At 59.6% G+C, this 19,344-nt stretch carries 21 protein-coding genes; 3 read left to right on the forward strand and 18 right to left on the reverse strand.

What is annotated here, in order from left to right; genetic code table 11:
• Positions 1-7 precede the first annotated feature (7 nt).
• The 5 genes from ACN0SD_RS08785 to phaC form a co-directional block, all read right to left on the reverse strand.
• Positions 8-214 carry a cold-shock protein gene (locus ACN0SD_RS08785; RefSeq protein WP_038129589.1) on the reverse strand — a complete coding sequence of 69 codons (207 nt, stop codon included), beginning with the start codon at positions 212-214 and terminating at the stop codon, positions 8-10.
• A 227-nt stretch (positions 215-441) separates the two neighbouring features.
• Complete coding sequence (thrS, locus tag ACN0SD_RS08790) at positions 442-2,391, reverse strand: threonine--tRNA ligase (RefSeq protein ID WP_417807863.1); 1,950 nt, start codon at positions 2,389-2,391, stop codon at positions 442-444.
• A gap of 165 nt (positions 2,392-2,556) precedes the next feature.
• Positions 2,557-3,108 (reverse strand): polyhydroxyalkanoate synthesis repressor PhaR, encoded by a 552-nt coding sequence (phaR, locus tag ACN0SD_RS08795; RefSeq protein ID WP_417807864.1) that lies wholly within the window; start codon positions 3,106-3,108, stop codon positions 2,557-2,559.
• 147 nt (positions 3,109-3,255) lie between these two features.
• Positions 3,256-3,705 (reverse strand): phasin family protein, encoded by a 450-nt coding sequence (locus ACN0SD_RS08800; protein ID WP_417807865.1) that lies wholly within the window; start codon positions 3,703-3,705, stop codon positions 3,256-3,258.
• Between the two features lie 145 nt (positions 3,706-3,850).
• On the reverse strand, positions 3,851-5,644 hold the full coding sequence (phaC, locus tag ACN0SD_RS08805; protein ID WP_417807866.1) for a class I poly(R)-hydroxyalkanoic acid synthase: 1,794 nt from the start codon (positions 5,642-5,644) through the stop codon (positions 3,851-3,853).
• Between the two features lie 117 nt (positions 5,645-5,761).
• Between phaC and phaZ the strand changes: the two genes are divergently transcribed.
• Positions 5,762-7,078 carry a polyhydroxyalkanoate depolymerase gene (gene phaZ / locus ACN0SD_RS08810; RefSeq protein ID WP_417807867.1) on the forward strand — a complete coding sequence of 439 codons (1,317 nt, stop codon included), beginning with the start codon at positions 5,762-5,764 and terminating at the stop codon, positions 7,076-7,078.
• A gap of 19 nt (positions 7,079-7,097) precedes the next feature.
• Here the strand turns inward: phaZ and ACN0SD_RS08815 are convergent, their stop codons facing one another.
• From ACN0SD_RS08815 to ACN0SD_RS08840, 6 genes are all read right to left on the reverse strand, one after another.
• Positions 7,098-7,808 carry an alpha/beta fold hydrolase gene (locus tag ACN0SD_RS08815; RefSeq protein ID WP_417807868.1) on the reverse strand — a complete coding sequence of 237 codons (711 nt, stop codon included), beginning with the start codon at positions 7,806-7,808 and terminating at the stop codon, positions 7,098-7,100.
• 96 nt (positions 7,809-7,904) lie between these two features.
• Entirely contained in the window at positions 7,905-8,651 is a 747-nt protein-coding gene (locus ACN0SD_RS08820) for an alpha/beta hydrolase (RefSeq protein WP_417807869.1), read from the reverse strand.
• Positions 8,652-8,721: 70 nt separating this feature from the next.
• On the reverse strand, positions 8,722-9,288 hold the full coding sequence (locus ACN0SD_RS08825) for a peroxidase-related enzyme (protein WP_417807870.1): 567 nt from the start codon (positions 9,286-9,288) through the stop codon (positions 8,722-8,724).
• A gap of 57 nt (positions 9,289-9,345) precedes the next feature.
• Positions 9,346-10,152 (reverse strand): exodeoxyribonuclease III, encoded by an 807-nt coding sequence (xth, locus tag ACN0SD_RS08830; protein WP_417807871.1) that lies wholly within the window; start codon positions 10,150-10,152, stop codon positions 9,346-9,348.
• 122 nt (positions 10,153-10,274) lie between these two features.
• Positions 10,275-10,697: an OsmC family protein gene (locus tag ACN0SD_RS08835; RefSeq protein ID WP_417807872.1), complete on the reverse strand. Its 423-nt coding sequence runs from the start codon at positions 10,695-10,697 to the stop codon at positions 10,275-10,277.
• 67 nt (positions 10,698-10,764) lie between these two features.
• The gene (locus ACN0SD_RS08840) at positions 10,765-11,976 is read right to left on the reverse strand and encodes a deoxyguanosinetriphosphate triphosphohydrolase (RefSeq protein ID WP_417807873.1); all 1,212 of its coding nucleotides are present in this window, start codon (positions 11,974-11,976) and stop codon (positions 10,765-10,767) included.
• A gap of 92 nt (positions 11,977-12,068) precedes the next feature.
• Here ACN0SD_RS08840 and ACN0SD_RS08845 point away from each other — a divergent pair, with 92 nt between their 5' ends.
• Positions 12,069-12,398, forward strand: a complete 330-nt coding sequence (locus ACN0SD_RS08845) for a HesB/IscA family protein (RefSeq protein ID WP_417807874.1) — start codon at positions 12,069-12,071, stop codon at positions 12,396-12,398.
• A gap of 64 nt (positions 12,399-12,462) precedes the next feature.
• On the opposite strand, the gene ACN0SD_RS08850 is transcribed toward ACN0SD_RS08845, so the two are convergent.
• The 7 genes from ACN0SD_RS08850 to ACN0SD_RS08880 all read right to left on the reverse strand — a co-directional run bounded on the left by ACN0SD_RS08850 (position 12,463) and on the right by ACN0SD_RS08880 (position 18,608).
• A complete protein-coding gene (locus ACN0SD_RS08850; RefSeq protein ID WP_417807875.1) occupies positions 12,463-12,960 on the reverse strand; it encodes a DUF1003 domain-containing protein in 498 nt (165 codons plus the stop codon).
• Positions 12,961-13,024: 64 nt separating this feature from the next.
• The gene (locus ACN0SD_RS08855) at positions 13,025-13,765 is read right to left on the reverse strand and encodes a lipo-like protein (protein WP_417807876.1); all 741 of its coding nucleotides are present in this window, start codon (positions 13,763-13,765) and stop codon (positions 13,025-13,027) included.
• Positions 13,766-13,887: 122 nt separating this feature from the next.
• Positions 13,888-15,306, reverse strand: a complete 1,419-nt coding sequence (locus ACN0SD_RS08860; RefSeq protein WP_417807877.1) for a dihydrolipoyl dehydrogenase — start codon at positions 15,304-15,306, stop codon at positions 13,888-13,890.
• A gap of 37 nt (positions 15,307-15,343) precedes the next feature.
• A complete protein-coding gene (locus ACN0SD_RS08865) occupies positions 15,344-16,087 on the reverse strand; it encodes a glycosyltransferase family 2 protein (protein ID WP_417807878.1) in 744 nt (247 codons plus the stop codon).
• Complete coding sequence (locus ACN0SD_RS08870; protein WP_417807879.1) at positions 16,084-16,659, reverse strand: DedA family protein; 576 nt, start codon at positions 16,657-16,659, stop codon at positions 16,084-16,086. Before ACN0SD_RS08870 ends, ACN0SD_RS08865 begins: the two co-directional genes overlap by 4 nt.
• Before the next feature lie 3 nt (positions 16,660-16,662).
• Entirely contained in the window at positions 16,663-17,787 is a 1,125-nt protein-coding gene (locus ACN0SD_RS08875) for a ceramide glucosyltransferase (RefSeq protein ID WP_417807880.1), read from the reverse strand.
• Positions 17,784-18,608 carry a UDP-2,3-diacylglucosamine diphosphatase gene (locus tag ACN0SD_RS08880; RefSeq protein WP_417807881.1) on the reverse strand — a complete coding sequence of 275 codons (825 nt, stop codon included), beginning with the start codon at positions 18,606-18,608 and terminating at the stop codon, positions 17,784-17,786. The genes ACN0SD_RS08875 and ACN0SD_RS08880 overlap by 4 nt, the downstream gene beginning before the upstream one ends.
• 361 nt (positions 18,609-18,969) lie before the next feature.
• Here ACN0SD_RS08880 and uraH point away from each other — a divergent pair, with 361 nt between their 5' ends.
• Positions 18,970-19,326 (forward strand): hydroxyisourate hydrolase, encoded by a 357-nt coding sequence (gene uraH / locus ACN0SD_RS08885; RefSeq protein WP_417807882.1) that lies wholly within the window; start codon positions 18,970-18,972, stop codon positions 19,324-19,326.
• Positions 19,327-19,344 lie beyond the last annotated feature (18 nt).

Below are 19,344 nucleotides of genomic sequence, written 5' to 3' on the forward strand. Positions count from 1 at the left end.
TTGAAAATCAGAGCAGTTTCAGATCGGAGGCCGAATCGCGGCCATCACGACCCGACTGCAGTTCGAACTCAACTTTTTGGTTGTCGTCGAGGCCCTGAAGCCCCGCACGCTCGACCGCCGAGATGTGCACGAATACATCTTTGCCGCCGTTATCGGGCGCGATGAAGCCGTAGCCTTTGGTGGAATTGAACCATTTCACGGTGCCAGTGGCCATTCCCGTACTCTCCTTCAATCTTTCCCGAATGCGGAATTGCATCGGGGCCGTGCAGCCAGTGTCTTTCGGGTCTCTAGCTGCCTTATCGAGAAGAGAGCGGTAGAAAGTCTGCGAAACACGCAGGACTAATTTTGGATCAGATACGTAAAAATGCAATGACATTTCGTGAGGGGGCTAACCCCCTCACAGGTCTGTGAAAATCTCGTTAGCGTCTGATATTGTGGCAATTATCCGCGCAAGTCAGGCGGCGTAGATTCGGCTTTCAGTTCGGCTACGATGTCATCGAGCGCGGCCATCCGGGTGCGCGTGTCGCCAAGCTGACGCACCGAAACGGAACGCTCTTCGACCTCTTTCATGCCGATCGCAAAGATATAGGGTACCTTGCCAAGGCTGTGCTCGCGCACCTTGTAATTGATCTTTTCGTTGCGCGTATCGGATTCAGCGCGAATGCCCGCCGCGATCAGTTTCTCGGTTACTTCACGCACATACTCGTCCGCATCCGAGACGATCGCGGCCACCACAACCTGACGCGGCGCAAGCCAGAGCGGTAGCTTGCCGGCGTGGGATTCGATCAAGATACCGATGAAGCGCTCGAACGAGCCCAGAACCGCGCGGTGCAGCATGATCGGTCGGTGGCGTTCGCCGTCCGAGCCGACATAATCGGCATCCAGCCGCTCGGGCAGGTTAGGGTCCACCTGAAGCGTGCCGCATTGCCAGTCGCGCCCGATGGCATCGGTCAGCACGAATTCCAGCTTCGGCCCGTAAAACGCGCCTTCGCCTTCCTGAACCTCGAACTCATAGCCCGCCTTGCGGCAAGCATTCCCAAGGCTCTCCTCGGCGTAGTCCCAGCTTTCTTCCGACCCAATCCGCTTGTCAGGGCGGGTCGAGAGTTTGACCTTCCAGTTCTCAAATCCCAGATCGGCATAGATCCCGGCGAGAAACTCGATGAACTTCTTGGTTTCGGGCTCGATCTGTTCTTCGGTGCAGAAGATATGCGCATCATCTTGCGTAAAGCCGCGCACCCGCATGATGCCATGCAGCGCGCCCGAGGGTTCATAGCGGTTGCACGAGCCGAACTCGGCCATGCGCAGCGGCAGATCGCGGTAGCTCTTGGTGCCGACGTTAAAAATCTGCACATGGCCGGGGCAGTTCATCGGTTTCAGCGCGTTGACGGTTTTTTCGCGCGCGTGATCCTCGTCCACTTCGACGATGAACATATTTTCCTGATAGTTTTCCCAATGCCCCGAGGCTTCCCAAAGCTTGCGGTTCACGACCTGCGGCGTGTTCACCTCGACATAGCCATCCGCGCGCTGTTTGCGGCGCATGTAATCTTGCAGGCTGGTGTAGATCGACCAGCCGTTAGGGTGCCAGAAAATCTGACCGGGCGCCTCTTCCTGCATGTGAAACAGGTTCATCTCACGACCCAGCTTGCGGTGGTCGCGCTTGGCGGCCTCTTCCAGCATGGTCATATGGGCGGCGAGGTCTTTTTTGGTCTTGAACGCCACGCCATAGATGCGCTGCAGCATCGGGCGGGTGTTGTCGCCGAGCCAGTACGCGCCCGCCACATGGGTCAGCTTGAACGCATCCGCAGGGACTTGACCCGTGTGTTGCAGATGCGGGCCACGGCACAGATCCTGCCAATTGCCATGCCAATACATCCGAATATCTTCGCCCGCAGGGATGCGGTTGATCAGCTCGACCTTATAGGGTTCGTCGGTTGCGAGGTAATGATCAATCGCATGCTTGCGGCTCCAGGTCTCGGTTTTGACCGGATCGCGTGCATTGATGATTTCGCGCATCTTTTTCTCGATCGCGCCAAGGTCTTCGGGGGTGAAGGGCTCTTCGCGGTCGAAGTCGTAAAACCAGCCGTAATCGCGCACCGGGCCAATCGTGACCTTTACGCCGGGGTATAGCTCTTGCACGGCGCGCGCCATGATATGGGCCAGATCGTGGCGGATCAGTTCCAGCGCGGGGCCGTCATCGGCCATCGTGTTGATCGCAATTTTCGCGTCTGCCTCGATCGGCCATTGCAGGTCCCAATGCGCGCCATTCACTTGCGCCGAGATTGCCTTTTTGGCCAGCGAAGGCGCAATGGACGCCGCGACAGCGGCAGGTGTGACGCCGCTGTCATAGGAACGTTGCGAGCCATCGGGAAAGGTGAGGGAGATCTGGGACATGTCTGTCCTCCTCGTCGGTTTGGCGCCCACGGAGCGCCCGGTTGCGGGACTGAATTTCGCGGTTGTTTTGCGCGTCTGGGGCAGGGGTGTCAAGCGCTGCACATGCAAAACGCGCCCGAAACGGGCGCGCTGCGTCAATTCGACCGGCTGGGCAATTGGCGCGTGCTACATCTTGCTGAGTTTGCTCTGAAGCTCAGCAAGTTGCTTTTTGATCGCGTCCAACTCGGCGCGCTCATCGCCGGTTTCTTCGGGCTCGGGGCCAGAAGACCCCGCCGTGCCCCAGCCAGCCATCATGTTTTTCAAGAAGGCTTTTTGCTGCGCTTGCAACGCCTCAATGCCAGGCATTGAAGCCATCGGGCCGGGAATTTTCGTCATGTTTTCAAGCAGGTGCGAATGGCCCTCGCGCAGCATCTCAAAGCTGGCGGCAAGGAATTGCGGCACCACCGATTGCGCCGCCCCGGTATAAGAGCGCACAAGATCGGTCAGCACATCGACCGGAAGCACGCTTTCGCCACGGCTCTCATGTTCGGCCACGATTTGCAGCAGATATTGGCGCGTCAAATCATCGCCCGATTTCAGGTCGATGATTTGCACCTCGCGCCCCTCGCGGATGAATTTTGCGATGTCTTCAAGCGTCACGTAATCGCTGGTCTCGGTGTTGTAGAGTCGGCGGCTTGCATAGCGCTTGATCAGCAGGGGCTTGGCATCGTCGGCCATGAAATCCTCCGGAAGAAATATTATTGCGTTGCAGCGATAGTGAGACGCTGCAGGCGCAAAAGCAACCAAAGAAAAAAGGCGAGCCCGAAGGCTCGCCTTTAGTTCCGTTCCCGGCAGGGAGGAGGACGCTGGGAGACGGAAGTAGTTTTACTTCGCAGCGCTGGTCGCTTTTTTGGCAGCAGCGCCCATGTCGGCGGTTGCTTTTTTGACCGAAGCCGAAGCTTCTTCGGACATGTCTTTGCCAGCAGCCATCATCAGCTCGACAGTTTCCATCTGCACTTTTTTCGCGATTTCAGCGAAAGCAGCCATGTTTTCCGACGCCATTTCAGCAGCAGCCGAAGCAAAGTCGCTGGCAGCTTTGGCGTAGTCAGCCGGCTCTTCTTTGGTCGTGGTCAGATCGCCGACTTTTGCGATGGTGTCTTTGGTCCATTTGGTCGACAGCTCGGCCGATTTCTCAGCAGCGTCCAATGCCACTTTCGACATTTTCTCGCCCAGAGCGGCTTGCGACTTGAACGCGCCTTGGAATTTCGAGGTGTCCATCGGGAAGGACGCCATCATGTCTTGCATAACTTTGGTGAAATCTTGGGTCTTGGCCATTTGTAGTGCTCCATCAGAGGGGGGTCCGCAGGATTACATCATCGCTAGACCCGTTTTCGTTATGTGATGAACATACATGCTGCGGCGCAGCATTTCAAGAGGAATGATGCCGCGCCGCAGAAATTTACAATCTGAGAGGGAAACGTTAGATCTTCGCGACCTCTTTGACGTAAGTGCCCGGAGCGGCGCAGAGAATTTTGTGATCAGGGCCGCCGGGTTCGCGCGCGGGAACCATCTTGCCCGATTTTTTCGCCAGCCATTCCCCCCAATGGGGCCACCAAGATCCGTCATGGAACTCGGCCTCGGCCTTCCATTGATTCGGGTCGGCTACAGGGGCGGTTGAGGTGTAATGCCCGTATTTCATTTTACTCGGCGGGTTCACGATGCCCGCGATGTGGCCTGATTCGGACAAGATGAACTGCTTGTCCTTCGATCCCATCTTCGCGACCCCGTTAAAGGATGCAATCCAAGGCGCGATATGGTCGCTTTCACAGGCGATCGCTATCAGCGGCACGTTCACATCGCGCACGCTGACGGTTTCGCCCAGCACCTCAAAGCCTTCGCCAGCAAACTTGTCTTGTTGGCACAGCCCGCGCAGATATTGCACCGCCATCTTGCCCGGAAGGTTGGTGGAATCGCCATTCCAGAAAAGCAGATCAAAGGCAGGCGGGGCCTCGCCCATCATGTAGCTGCGAATCGCAGGCTGATAGATCAGATCGCGCGAGCGCAGGAAGGAAAACGTGCGCGACATGAAATACGAAGACAGCACGCCATCGGCTTCACATTGCTTTTCGATGCCGTCCACAAAATCGTCTTGCAAGAAGACGGTGAACTCGCCCTGATCCGAGAAATCGGTGAGCGTGGTAAAGAAGGTGGCCGAGTTGATCGAGCGGTCCTTGCGCTTGTTGAGCAGTCCCAGCGTGAGGCTTAGCGTAGTGCCCGCGATGCAATAACCGACGGCGTTGACCTTGGGCTCACCGGTCAGCGCTTTGACCTGATCAATCGCCTCAAGATAGCCCTCTTGCACATAGTCTTCGAGCCCGACATCGGCATAGGTTTGGTCGGGGTTTTTCCAGCTTACGATGAACAGCGTAAAGCCCTGATCGACGATCCAGCGGATCAGTGAATTCTGTGGCTTCAGGTCCATGATATAAAAGCGGTTGATCCAGGGCGGGAAGATGATCAGCGGCGTTTTATGAACCTTTTCAGTGGTCGGCTTGTATTGGATCAGTTCAAACAGGCGGTTGCGATACACGACCGAGCCCTCAGCCGTGCCGATATTCTCGCCCACCACGAAGGCGTCTTTATCGGCCAACGTCACCAGCAGGTCGCCTTGGTTCGCCTCGAGATCGCGCACAAGGTTCTCAAGGCCTTTCACAAGGCTCTCGCCCTCGGTCTGCACAGCCTTTTCTAGCGCGTCCGGATTGGTCGCGAGGAAATTGGTCGGCGACATCAGATCGATGATTTGGCGCGAAAAGTAATTCAGGCGTTTGCGGTCAGTCTCGTCGATCTCGTCAAGTTGATCGACGGCATCCTGCACCCCCTTGGAAGCGATCAGATATTGCTGCTTGATGAAGTTGAAATAGGGGTGGCTGTCCCAAAGCGGGTTCTTGAAGCGCGGATCGGTCGGGCCGGGGTCTTCGGGTGGGCGGAACGTGCCTTGGGCCAGCGATTCCGTCGCCTCAACGTAATGTTTTAACGCCTGCGACCAGTAGTTGGTTTGCGCCTCAAAGATCTTGGAGGGCTTCGCCATCCACTCTTTCATCAACGCTGTCGTCGCCGAGAGCTGCAAATCTGGGCCGGGGCCCTCTAGGGCGGTATTGGGGGGGCGTTTATGCGACAAAGCGCCGACCATTCGCTCGGTCAGCGCCTCGATCCGTGCGATATTTTCCTGCATTTTCTGCGATGCAGCATTTTTGTGCTCGTCCTCAGTTGTCATAGCGCTAAATCCTCCCTATCCTCTAGGACAGCATAATCTTGCCGTAGTCTTGGGGTAAAGCGGCGTTTGACTATCATCGTGTAGGTTTTACCTCCACGCCCCGGCCAAGGAGCCAAAATGAAGAACATCATGAGCTATGACCTGATGGAGACAGTCAGGAATACCAATGAGTGGATGGGGGCTTCGGCGCGCGCCATGGCGTCCTATCCTATCTGGGGGTTGACACCGCACCCGATGTTCAAAGTCATGTCGGCTTGGGGGCGGGTAACGGAACGATCGTTTGCGCGCATGGTGATCAAGCCCGATTGGGGAATCGTTTCGATTGCCGCTGACGATGGGCGCGATCACCTTGTTGAGGTCGAGACCGTGATGGACAAGCCTTTTGGCTCACTGATCCATTTCAACGTGCATGGCCGCGAGCCGATGGCACGCCGCGTGCTGTTGGTTGCCCCGATGTCGGGCCATTACGCGACACTGCTGCGCTCGACTGTGACCTCGCTGCTGCCTGATGCCGATGTCTGGATTACCGATTGGCACAATGCGCGCGATATTCCCGTCAGCGCAGGCAAGTTCGATATCGAGGATTATACGCTCTATCTTGTCGATTTCATGAAGGAACTCGGCCCCGATACCAACGTGATCGCTGTCTGTCAGCCCGCACCGCTGGCGCTGGCCGCGACCGCTTATCTGGCCGAGGAAGATCCCGCAGCACAGCCGCGCACCCTGACGCTGATTGGTGGCCCGATTGATCCTGATGCCGCCGCCACCGAAGTCACCGATTTCGGCCGTCGAGTCACGATGGGTCAGCTTGAGCAGATGGTGATCCAGCGCGTAGGGTTTAAATACAAGGGCGCAGGGCGTCTGGTGTATCCCGGCCTGATGCAGCTGGCCTCGTTCATTTCGATGAACATGGACAAGCACACACAGGCGTTTAAGGAAAAAATCTGGAACGAGGCCTCGGGCGAGGCCACGGTGTTGGATAAACACTACCGCTTTTATGACGAATACCTTGCCGTCATGGACATGACCGCAGAGTTCTACCTTTCGACTGTTGATCGCATTTTCAAAGGGCTTGAGATTGCGGAGAACCGCTTTGAAATCAACGGTAAGCTGGTGGATATCGGCAAGATCACCTCGGTTGCGATCAAGACGGTCGAGGGTGAGAAAGACGACATCTCGGCACCCGGTCAATGCGTGGCCGCGCTGGATCTGTGCACCGGTGTGCCGGACGCGATGAAAAATAACCACCTCGAACCAGAAGCTGGCCACTACGGCATCTTTGCTGGTTCGCATTGGCGCAGTAACATTCGCCCGCTGGTGCTGGATTTCATCGACGAATACGCCGATGGCGCCGAGCAAACGAGCCCCAAGGCCAAGGCAGCAACCGTCACGCCGATCCGCAAAAAGCCGAGCGCGAAAAAGGCCAGTGCCTAAGTCGAACCGGTCCGCGAGATCAAGCCAATAGCAGGGGCGCGTCGAGCCAATCGCGCAGCCCCTGCGTTATTTTTTCAGGCTGCTCCAACGGGCTTAGATGGCCCGCACCCAAGATCAGACGATATTCGGCATGGGGCATCAACTCGGCCAGAAATTCGTGGCGGCGGGGCGGACAGATTTGGTCATATTCGCCACACATCAGCAGTGCCCGAGTCCGGGTTGATCGTAACGTGCGCTGAAAATCGGGCCGCCGCATCAAGGCGCGCGATTGCTCGATAAACGTGTCTGGGCCAAGGGCTGCGGCCATTTCCAGCATCAAAGCTTGCACATGCGGGCGATTTTCCCCCGGTGCCAGCGTGGCGGGCGGGATTTCTTCCAGCATCGCCTCGTCCAGCCGTCCGGTGCGGGCGCGCACCATGCGCGGCTCGCGCCTGCCGGCCATCTGCGGCGTCTCGGGCAGCGGCGAGATGTCGATCAGGGCGATCTGGCTGACCCGTTCGGGCGCGCGGCGCATCACGTCCATCGCCACGACTCCGCCCAGCCAATGCCCGACCAGCGCAAAGCGCGGCGGGGCTTCGGCCAAGACCCGTGCGGACATCTCTTCAATTGAGGCACCGCGCAGTCGCGCTACGCTGACACTGCGATCTGCTGACAGTTCTTGCAGCGGATGCCAGAACAGCCGCGCGTCACACATCAATCCGGGCAGGAAGATCACGGGATCGTCTTGCATTGCTCTCACCTCGTTTGTCGGCGCTTGATCGCGCTCTTTCGCGGCGAGTGTGCCGCAAGGCGGGGGCGGAGGCAAACCCAAATGGCGTGATCACACCTATTGCCGCGCGTCGATCACCTCTGTCAGTGCGGTCTCGACCAAGGCCAGACATTCGGGTGTCGAAAAGCGGTGATCGGCCCCTTTCACCAGCGTCAGGCGCATGTCTTCGCTGTCCGCATGGTCCAGCAGGCGCAGCGCCGTTTCGGTTGAGACAGCATCATCGGCCGTGCCTTGCAGGAACCGCGTGGGGAACGGTAGCGCAAGCGGGCTGCGCAGCACCAGCCGGGTACGCCCCTCGTTGATCAGGCGGCGCGTGATGACATAGGGGTCGCCATAATCCGAAGGCACCTCGACCGAGCCTTGCGATTCCAGCTTGTGGCGCGTTTCCTGATCAAAGCTCGCCCAATAGCCGTCTTCGGTGAAATCTGGCGCGGCGGCGATGGTCACCAGTCCCGCTAGCTTTTCAGGATGCTCACGCGCCATCAAAAGCGAAATCCAGCCGCCCATCGACGAGCCGACCAGAATTTGCGGCCCCTCGGTCAGCGCCATGATCACATCACGCGCGTCCTCATACCAGTCGCCAATCGCGCCCTCGTCAAATGCGCCGGCAGAAACCCCATGGCCGGAATAGTCAAAACGTAGGAACGCCCGACCCTGCGCGCGCGCCCAATCCTCGAGTGCAAGCGCCTTGGTGCCCTCCATGTCCGATTTGAACCCGCCCAGAAACACCACGCCGGGGCCGGTTCCGGGCGTAAGGTTATAGGCAATGCGGCGGGCTTCGGGCGTGTCGAAATACTCGGTCATGGGGCGTCCTTTCAGCTTCGCACCCAGCGTAACCGCGGCGCGCGCAAGGCTCAACGGGGCAGGGGCACCCTTAGCGCGCCATTGCGTAGAATTCCCGGTTGGGTGGGATTGAGGCCATGTTCACCAGCCGGTTGGATAGCCCGAAGAAGCTGGAGATTGCGCCAATATCCCAGATGTCGTCATCGCTGAACCCGTGCTCGTGCAGCACCGCGTAATCTTCCGCCTCGACCTCTTGCGCCCGTTGCGACACTTTCATCGCGAAATCGAGCATCGCGCGCTGGCGTGGCGTGATCGACGCCTTGCGATAATTCACCGCGACCTGATCGGCAATCAGCGGGTCTTTCGCCCGAATCCGCAAGATCGCGCCATGGGCAATCACGCAATACTGGCACTCGTTCGCCGCCGAAGTCGTCACCACGATCATCTCGCGCTCGGCAATGGTCAGGTTGCCGGGGCGCTCCATCAGCGCATCGTGATAGGCGAAAAACGCGCGAAACTCGTCGGGGCGATGGGCGAGCGCGAGGAAAATGTTGGGAATGAAGCCCGCCTTTTCTTGCACGGCCTCAAGGCGGGTGCGAATATCCTCGGGCATCTCCGATAGCTTTGGCACCGGATGGCGGCTGATTTGATCTTGCATATGTTATCCTCCTTGGGTGCCAATGGTGGAACGAGGCGGACGGGGACGCAAGAGGGGTCAGGCGGCCAATTCGATCCAGACGGGAACGTGATCCGAGGGCTTCTCACGGCCGCGAATTTCCTTGTCGATTCCGGTGTCGCGCAACAGATCGGCGGCTTGCGGGCTCAGCAGCAGGTGATCAATGCGGATGCCGTTATTGCGCGACCAAGCGCCCGCCTGATAATCCCAGAACGAATAGTCCCCCGGCACTGGATTGCGGGTGCGGAACGCCTCGGTGAAGCCCATGTTCAGGATTGTGCGATAAGCGGCGCGGCTTTGCGGCAGGGCCAACGCATCCTTGCGCCATGCCTCAGGCTTGGCCGCATCCTCATCCTGGGGAATGATGTTGTAATCGCCCGCCATCAGGAACGGTTCTTCAAGCGCAAGCAACTCTGCGGCGCGCGCGCGCATCCGCTCCATCCAGCTCAGCTTGTAGCCGTATTTTCCCTCACGGATCGGCGCGCCAGTGTCGTCAAACTCCACCGGATTGCCATTTGGCAAATAGAGCCCACATAGCCGCACCGCACGATCGCCCACCACCGTCGCCTCAATCCAGCGGGCCTGCTCGTCCGAGCCATCGCCGGGCAATCCGCGCGTCACATCCTCAAGCGGTAGTTTCGACAAGATCGCAACGCCGTTGAAACTTTTCTGTCCGTGGGTTTCGACGGCGTAGCCCAAATCTTCGAACAGCTCGCGCGGGAAAGCCTCATCCACCGATTTAATCTCTTGCAGCAAGACTACATCGGGTTGCGCCTCGCGCAGCCAGTCGATCAGCGCCGGATGGCGGGCCTTGATGCCGTTGATGTTGAAGGTCGCGATTTTCATGGGCGTCTCCGGGGCTGCTGCGACCTCAGATGTAGCGCCTTGCGGGGGGGCAGGACAAGCGCGGGGACGCCGATGCAAAAGACGCCCCGGTGGGGGCGTCTTGGTCGCGCATTTGGCGGCGATCAGGCGATTGTCAGATCCAGCGTGATCTCGCAATTGAGAACCTTAGAGACTGGGCAACCCGCCTTGGCACCTTCTGCTGCCTTGCGGATGGCCGCTTCATCGCCCTTGCCCTGCACTGTGCTGGTGAGCGCGGATTTCTTGATCGCAAAGCCGTCGCCCTCTTTATCCAGCGACACGACGGCCTTGGTGTCGATCACCACGTCGCTGACGCCTGCTTTCTCAAGTTCCAACGACAGCGCCATCGAGAAACAGGCCGCATGGGCCGCGCCGATTAGCTCTTCGGGGTTAGAGCCGGGTTCGCCCTCAAAGCGGGTGTTGAAACCATAGGGCTGGCCGTCAAGCGCGCCGCTTTGCGTCGAGATCGTGCCTTTGCCCTCTTTGATCGGGCCTTCCCAATGCGCGGTTGCATGTTTGTTAATCATGGCGTCTCTCCTGTTCGTGGCGTTTCTGTTGCTGGGGTAACGGGCCGCGCGACTTCAGGTTCCCGATTTAGGGCGCGCGCCCTACCAAACGTTCATATTCCTGAATCGCGAAACGGTCGGTCATGCCTGCTACATAGTCCAGAACGACCCGTGCCAGCGCCTGCTTTGACTCGGGGCGGGTGCGATCGCCGCCCTCTTGGCGCGCCAAAGCGACCTCTTCCAGCCACTCCTCGGGCAGCAATTCGGGGCGCTCCATGAATAGTGGAAACAGCGCATCAATCATCGCGGTGACACGCTTGCGTTCTACTATAACGGTGGGGGCACGATACATGCGCTCGAACAAGAAGCCCTTGATTGCCTTGAGGTTTTGATAAAGCGGCTTGGAAAAGCGGATGATCGGCCCGTCCATATGGCGAATGTCATCGGCACTTTCCGGACCCAGCGAGGTGAGCCGGTTTTGCGCCACCGCAATCACGTCTTCAACCATGACGCCAAAAACCCGGCGCAGGGCCTCGTGCTGGCGGCGCGTGCGATCCAGATCGGGATACAGCGCGTCGACCTGCGCGAAGCATTCACCAATCACCGGCAGGCCGCACAGATCGTCTTCGTCAAACAACTCCGCGCGCAGCCCGTCATGCAGATCGTGGTGATTATAGGCGACGTCATCAGCGACAGCGGCAACCTGCGCCTCGGCGCTCGCATTGGTTTCCAGTTCCAGATCCCACTGCGCATCCACCTCAGCCAGCGCATAGGGCAGATCGGCGCGCGAGGGGTAGGAATGCGAGCCGCCCGTGTGCGAAATCGCCGGCCCGTTATGCTTGGCAATCCCTTCCAGCGTTTCCCATGTCAGGTTCAGCCCGTCGAAATCGGCGTAGTGTTTTTCCAGCTTGGTCACAATGCGCAAGGCCTGCGCATTATGATCAAACCCGCCGTAAGGGGCCATCAGCTCGGCCAAAGCATCTTCGCCCGTATGCCCGAACGGCGGATGGCCCAGATCATGCGCCAGCGCCACCGCCTCGGCGAGATCGGTGTTCAGCCCTAGCACCCCCGCAATCGTGCGCGCGACCTGCGCAACCTCGATCGTGTGGGTCAAACGGGTGCGATAATAATCGCCCTCATGTTCGACAAACACCTGCGTTTTGTGCTTGAGACGGCGAAACGCCGAGGAATGGATGATCCGGTCGCGATCGCGCTGAAACGGCGAGCGAAACGTGGAAATCTTTTCCGGGTGAAGACGCCCGCGGGAATCCTCGGGCTGGCAAGCATAGGGTTTAAGCACAGCGATCCTCGTCTTGTCGCGTGGCGGTTGTCCCCCTATATCTCGGATAGCACCAAAATACAGGCCCCAGCGGCCAAGCCGGAGGTCACCCGATGCAACTGCCCCCCAAAGTCACCCAGCGCGCCTTTGACCGGCTGGCTGAAATCAACGCTGATCGCAGCGCGCCGCAAGCCCTGCGTATAGCGGTCGAGGGCGGGGGCTGCTCGGGATTTCAATATGACATCAAGCTGGAAGAAACCCCGGCAAGCGATGACATTGTACTGGAAGGGGGGGGGCAAAAAGTGCTGATCGACCCGGTCTCTCTGCCCTTTCTCGAAAACGCCGTGATCGATTTCACTGATGAACTGATCGGGGCGCGTTTCGTGGTGGAAAACCCTAACGCGACCAGTTCGTGCGGTTGCGGAATTTCTTTCTCGATGTAAGCGGCGCGCCCTTTCATCTAGCAAAAAATACTCCCGCCGGAGGTGCCTGACCTATCTTGTCCGCTCAGCGGGGATTGGCGGGGTGGCTCAACATCTCGGTCAGGCGATCCACTTTCTGGTGTAATTCCAGAATCTCGATCTCGGCCTTGAGATTGACCTGATAATCACTGATCGCGGCGATGCGGTCTTTTTCGGATTGGCGGTTTTGCGACATCATGATGATCGGGGCTTGGATCGCGGCTAGCATCGACAAGATGAGATTGAGAAATACGAACGGGTAGGGATCAAACCGCTCTGGCCGCATCAACAGGAACCCGTTGAGCAGGACCCAAACCCCCAAAACACCGCCAAAGATCATGATAAAGGTCCAGGACCCGCCAAACTGCGCGACCCGATCCGCCAGCCTTTGCCCGAATGTAGCGTCGCCTGCACCTTGCCCGGCGGGCATCGTCATCCGCGTCAACGAAATCTGCTCGATGACCCGCTTTTCGTCGGCCTGCAACTCGGAGTATTTGCGACCCAGCAGCGCGCGCGACAGTAGATTGCTGTGCTTCTTCGTCATTTTTCACCCTTCAGTCACGCGCGGGTGCGCCGATGCGATAAAAAGCCTTGTGCAGTCTTTGCGGTCAAGCCTGTTCTGCGCGCGCAGTTTCATCCCAATTCAGCGTTTTATAGTCAAATTCCCGCTCTAGCGTTGGTTTAACCACCTTGAAGTAAGGCGAAAGATCGAATTCGCGCGGGGTGAACAGCGAATAGTGCCGGATATGCAGGATTTCGCGCGCGGCTTCTTGACTGCCCACCATCTCGATATCGGGTAGGATCGGATAGTGGATCGAATGAAATGCCTCGGCAATCAGCGTCGAGCAGATCGCGCGAGTCGGATCTCCAGACCCGAGCGCAAGCAAGCGGCGGCGAAACCGATGCGGCACGGGCGGGTGCGGCATCAGATAGCGCGCCAGATCAGCCACATTTTTCAGGTCATAGCGCCGCCCAACTGCGCGCTGCATGTAATCAATGAGCGCCTCAATCTGATCGTGGGGCAGCCCGATGGGGCGGCAGATGCGGGTGTTGAGATGGGCGTATACGTCTAGTCCAGTGATCTGCACACCATGTTCCAGATCGGCCTCGATCAACTCTCCCCCCGCGGGTCCGCCGGTGTAAAAGGCGGCATGCGACCACGTCGAATGGGTGAGATATTTGATCGCCGCCGAGATCCGTCGGTCCCCCTCGACCAGCAGCACATCGCCGGGGCGCAGGCTTTCGCGCAGCGTGGGCGTCGGGACGGCCGCGAAGGTTTGGTAAAATCGGGTGCGCCCTTGCAGGAACCGCGCAATCTTGCGCCCCATAAATTCGTTGAGACGGTTCATTCTGGCGTCCTCCTGCGCCAAGCCTGACTTACAGGTAGGGTGCAGGCGGGAGGGCACCAGTGCGCCAAGCGCCCGCGCCGCATAAATTGAACCGATGTGTTGTGCGCGCGAAGGGGCGCGCCTTAATCAAGCGCCTCATGCCCGCAAGCGGGACAATCGGCCAAATCGGACTCTCCCGACTGCGGCAATTCCTGCATGATTTGGCGCAAGGCGCTGCGCAGCCCTTCCTCAAACACCGGGTGATAGAACGGCATGCCCAGCAGATCATGCACATCCATGTCCTTGTGCAGCGCCAATGCCAGAAGATGCGCCAGATGTTCACCCTCGGGCAGCGCCAGTTCGGCCCCCAGCAGTTTGCCGCTCTCCTTGGCGGCATAGATGCGGATCATCCCGTGGGCTTTCTCGGCCATCCGCGCGCGCGATTGACGGGCGAAATCCTGCGCGCCGATCAGGATAGCTTCGCCTTGCAACTCTTTGAAACCTTTTCCGATCCGCGCCGCATTGGGCGAGGAGAACGTGATCGCCAGCGGCACCCGGCGGTGATAGGCATGCGCGGATTTCGCCAGCGCATTGCGCCCCGCGATATGGCCCTCATCGGCTGCTTCGTGCAGCAGCGCGCGGTCGCCATTCGCATCGCCCGCCAGAAAGACTGGCAAGTCGCCGATTTGCAGCGTGTGTGGATTGACCTCGGGCATCTTGCGATCGTTGAGTGGCACGCCCAGAGTCTCAAGCCCCAGCCCGGCGATATTGGGTCGACGCCCCATCGCGGCGAGCACGGCATCGGCCTCAAACTGCCCGCCCGCGCCCGAGACCGTCAGGGTGGTTCCGTTGTCTTTAATCTCGGCAGGTGCGCCCAGATATAGCGTCAGGTCTTTGCTGATACTCTCGCGCAGGGCGGTGGCGACATCGGGATCGCTGACGCCAGCCACGGTTTCGAGCGCGTCAAACCCCGCCACCTCGACGCCCAGACGCGCCATCGCCTGGGCCAATTCCACCCCGATTGCGCCCATGCCGATCACCGCTATGCGCTTGGGCAGATCGGGCAGTTCAAACAGCGTGTCGGTGGTCAGAATGCGGTTGCCGAACTTTTCCCACGGCTTGGGCAGGATCGGCGAGGATCCGGTCGCCAGAATGATCGCATCGGCGGTGACCTCGCCCACGCCTTCAATCTGCACGCGGTTCGGCCCTAGCAATTGCGCGCGCGCCGAAATTGCGCGTTGGCCCAGTTTCTGCGGCACTTCGCGGGGCGATTTGACAAAACCGTCACGCAGGGCGCGCACCCGCGCTAGAATCGTGGGAATATCGGCGCGCAGGTCTTCGCCGCCGCTGATCCCGAACTCTGCGAAATCCTTGCGGCGGTGAAAGGCGTTGGCAGCCTCGATCATCGCCTTGGAGGGCATGCAGCCACGCGCCGCGCAAGTTGTTCCCCAGTCGCCCGCGTTTACGATCAGGAAATCTTCTGTTTCCCGGCGCACTTCGCGCAAAGCCGAAATCCCGGCCGATCCTGAACCGATGATGATAACGCTTTTGTGCTGGGTCATGGTGCCTCCGAATTGGCGGGTTACGAAAAATACTATCCTAGCGCGGTTTGCGTCGCGCAAGTGGGGTCGAGCGGGGCGGGCTTTGGGCCGTCACTCGCAGCCCACGCATCGTCAAGATCTGGCGCAGGGATTGCGCGGGCGTGATGGTGCGAAAGATATCGCGCATCATTTTTGCATCGGCTGCCAGACCTTTGCGCCAATTGCCAAGTTTCGCGTGTTTCATCGGGCTATCGACGCCGGGCCATGAAACGACGGCGATGCGCGCAGATTGCGCGATCCAAAGCCGGTTCATGAACACTTCCAGCCCGAAGCGGGGCAGGGCGTGCAACTGATCGAGCCGCTCGGCCAGCAGATCGCGCGCCAGCACCCGTTCACCCGAGATGTAATCCAGCCCGATCAAGCGCCAAAGCCGGGGCGCGTTGCGCCGCAGACTGATCGAGACATCGGCCGCGCCACTCGCCACCGGTGCAATCAGCGCGCCCAGATCGCCCGCACCCAGCCCCAACAAGTCGCTATCAAGCAACATCACATGGCTGCCGGTGCTGGCCGCGATCCCTGCTGCTACCGCTGCCGTCTTGCCGCCATTCCGGCTTTGACGGATCACTTGCAGATGGGGATGCGTGCGCTGATGGCTTTCCGCGATCTGCGCTGTGTTATCGCTTGATCCGTCATCCACCACGATCACCTGAGAAATCTGGCGATGCGCCAGCACGGTTTGTAGCACCGCGGCGATCCGCGGGGCCTCGTTATAGGCGGGAATGATGCAGCTGATTTGCGTCATAGCGCGTGCTTCTTTCGACGAAAATACCAGATTACGCCGCCCAAAACGATCAGCCCCAGCGCAATCAGCGAGGCGCGCGCGATCCAACTGTCGATACTGCCGTAATAGGCGCCAAGCTGGTAGCCCAAGGCAACAAACAGCAGCGATTTCGGGATCGTAGCGATCAGGTTCGTGCCAGCAAACACCCAGAAATTCATCCGCGCGACGCCTGCCGCCACCAACACCGGCGCGCCCGCCGAATGAGTCCATTTGCCAAACAGCAGGGTGCGCACACCCTTGTCGCGAAAATGCCGCCCGTTGCGCAGCAGCCGCTCGCGATTGAGGCCCAGCTTGGTGCGCCAGCGCGCGGGCAGGCGATGCAGCCCCCATCGCCCCAGCGCATAAAGTCCGATATCGCCCACCAGATCAGCTAGGATGACGACGACCGACACGCTCCAGACGGAAAACAGATGCTGGCTGGCCAGCCACGCCGCGATCACCGTCACGATCGGCCCTTCAAGCACCGCAATCGGGGCAACCACCGCTAGCCCGTGCTTTGCCATCAGCACGGTGATCGTCTCAAGCCCGATCATGCGTCAGGGACCAGTGGTGACTTCGGTATGGGACATCTCATTGCCGCGCCATGTAAATTGCCGATCTTTCCAAGTCATCAACCAGAGTGCAGGCAGCATCGCGTCGCGGATCGTCCAGGCCGCCAAATCGCGCCAGCTCGCCGACCAGCCCGCAACCCGTGCCAGCGCCCATTCCACGCCATACCACAGCGCAAACAGAACGGGCAGGGCCAATGCGGGCCAAACATCCATCGCGACCAGCGCGATGGCGGTGGCAAAGGGCAGGATGGGGCCTTGCGCGATCTCGGCGGCAAAGATCGCGATGAACCCGTCGCGGCGCACTTTGGACCAGCGCAACTGGCGCTCCCAGACGGCGTGGGACTGGCGGCGGCCAATGGGCTGGGCAAACAGATGGCGGGTAAGACGGACGTGCAGCCCCTGATCGCGCACCAGTTTTGTGGCGGCGACATCCTCGGCCATATTACGCCCGAGCGCGGCAAACCCGCCCCCTTTCATCAAGATATCGCGGTTCCAGAACAAGGACTTGCCCTGCGCAAACCCAAAGCCCAATTCATCGGCTGCCAACTGCCAGCGCGCCTGATTGGTATTGAGAAACGCCGCCTCGACCGCGCCCCAAAGATTGCTGGCGCGCGCGCCCACTGGGGGGGCCGAAACCAACCCGGTGCCGGGGCGCCATTCGGCCAGCAACTGTTGTAGATAATCGGGCGGAAGCAGCAAGTTACTGTCGGCCATCGCAAGCCATTGCGCATCGGTGGCCGAAAGACCTTTATGCAGATTATTAAGTTTGGGATTGCCCGAGACCGCATCCAACCCCGTCAGAAGCCGGGCGTTAACGTCAGGATAGCGCGCCATCAGATCGCGCACCAGATCGCAGGCCGGATCAGACGCCGAGGGGGCGCAAAAGATTACCTCGAAATCGGGATACTCAAGGGTGAAGGACGAGCCCAGCGTTTCGTCATCGAATGGATCAACCCCGCAAACCGGGCGCAGCAGCGCGATTTTGGGCAGCGTGGCAGGAACGGGGCGGGGCGCGCGCAGACTGCGCCGCGCCACAATCGCCGAGGTCGCAAGATGAATCGCAAGGGTCAGGCCCAGAAAACCGATGAGGATGGCGGCGAGAATGCTCATGCGCGCACCCGCGCCAGTTTGGCGTCCTCAACGCGGGGCGCTGGCTGATGCTGCACTTGGCGCTCGGCGCGCCATTCCAGCAATTGCAGCGCGCCCGAGTGATCCTCAGTTAAAGCCGTCAGGCTATCGACCCAGTCGCCACAATTGGCATAGGTTAGCCCGTCCAGATCGCGCAGCGCGGGCTTGTGGGAGTGACCGCAAATAATGCCATCCGCCTCGCAGTCTTGGGCCAAGGTGGTAAGGCGACGCTCGTAACCCTCGCCACGCGCCAGCAACGTGTTGATGCCCGAAATGGCCAGTTCGATCACGCTATGCTCGGTCTCGGAACGCCCCGTCCGGCGACGCAGCCAAGCATCAAGCCCGCGAAACAAACCGTCCATCTGGCTGCCAAACCGCGTCATTCCGTGCCAGCGCAAGATCCGCGCATCGCATTGATCGCCATGGATCACCAAATAGCGCTGCCCGTCCGCGCCGTGATGGACCACCCGCTCGGCCAGTTCGAAATTGAGAAAGCTCATCCCCGGCCCGCGCATTGAGGCATCGTGGTTGCCCGGCAGATACACCACCCGCGTACCTTGCGCCGCGCGACGCTCTAGCTCGTTGAGGATTTCAGTCTGCGCGTTTGTCCACTGCACTTTGCCGCCATGCCATAGGTCCAGAATATCGCCCACCAGATAGATCGTGTCCGCCTCGCTTGCACGCAGAAATTCAAGGATCGGACCGGGCCGACAGCCCCGCGCGCCAAGGTGAAAATCCGACAGGAACAGCGTGCGATAATGTGTGCGGCAGACGGGTTTCGCAGGGCGGGCGGAAGCGTTCATTGGACGGCTCCAGGCTGGGAATAGGGGCTTAAAGAACTGACCCGTCCGCCCGAGATGCAGGCCAATGCGCATATTGAGGCTGCGCGAGACCAGGTCGACGCGCCGGATCTTGGCGGGGACGGGGTAGCTGTTGAGGCGAACAGACGGGACATGGCTCTCGCAATCATACTAGCATCGCCCGAATGACGTTTGACCGTAACGTCAAGGAGACACTTTTATTAAACTGTTATGACACTTAAGCGGCGCGTGAACGCGATCAAGCGCGCGAGAGCACAACTTCTGGTGAGGATTCTGTAACTTGTCATCGCCTGCCTGCGCAGAACATAGTGATCTCGGCTTTGAAAAAGGGATGCACGCAATCATGGCGGGATATTTGACGACACATGTTCTTGATACGGCACGAGGCTGTCCGGCCGCAGGTTTGCGCATCGTTTTGCATCGCCTCTCTGGCGACCAGCGCGCGCAGATTGCCGAGATGGTGACCAATGCTGACGGGCGCACCGACAGCCCGATCCTGCCTGCCGAAACTTTTGCGACCGGTAGTTACGAACTGATATTTCATGCCGGCGATTATCTGCGCGCGAGCGGGCAGGCGGCGGAAGATCCGCTGTTTCTCGATCAGGTGCCGATCCGCTTTGGCATGGCCGACACGCAGGCGCATTATCATGTGCCCCTGCTGCTGTCGCCCTATGGCTATTCAACCTATCGCGGCAGCTAGGCGCGCCAAAAATTTGAG

The sequence above is a fragment of the Thioclava sp. genome (genome assembly GCF_048263065.1).
GTDB lineage: Bacteria > Pseudomonadota > Alphaproteobacteria > Rhodobacterales > Rhodobacteraceae > Thioclava.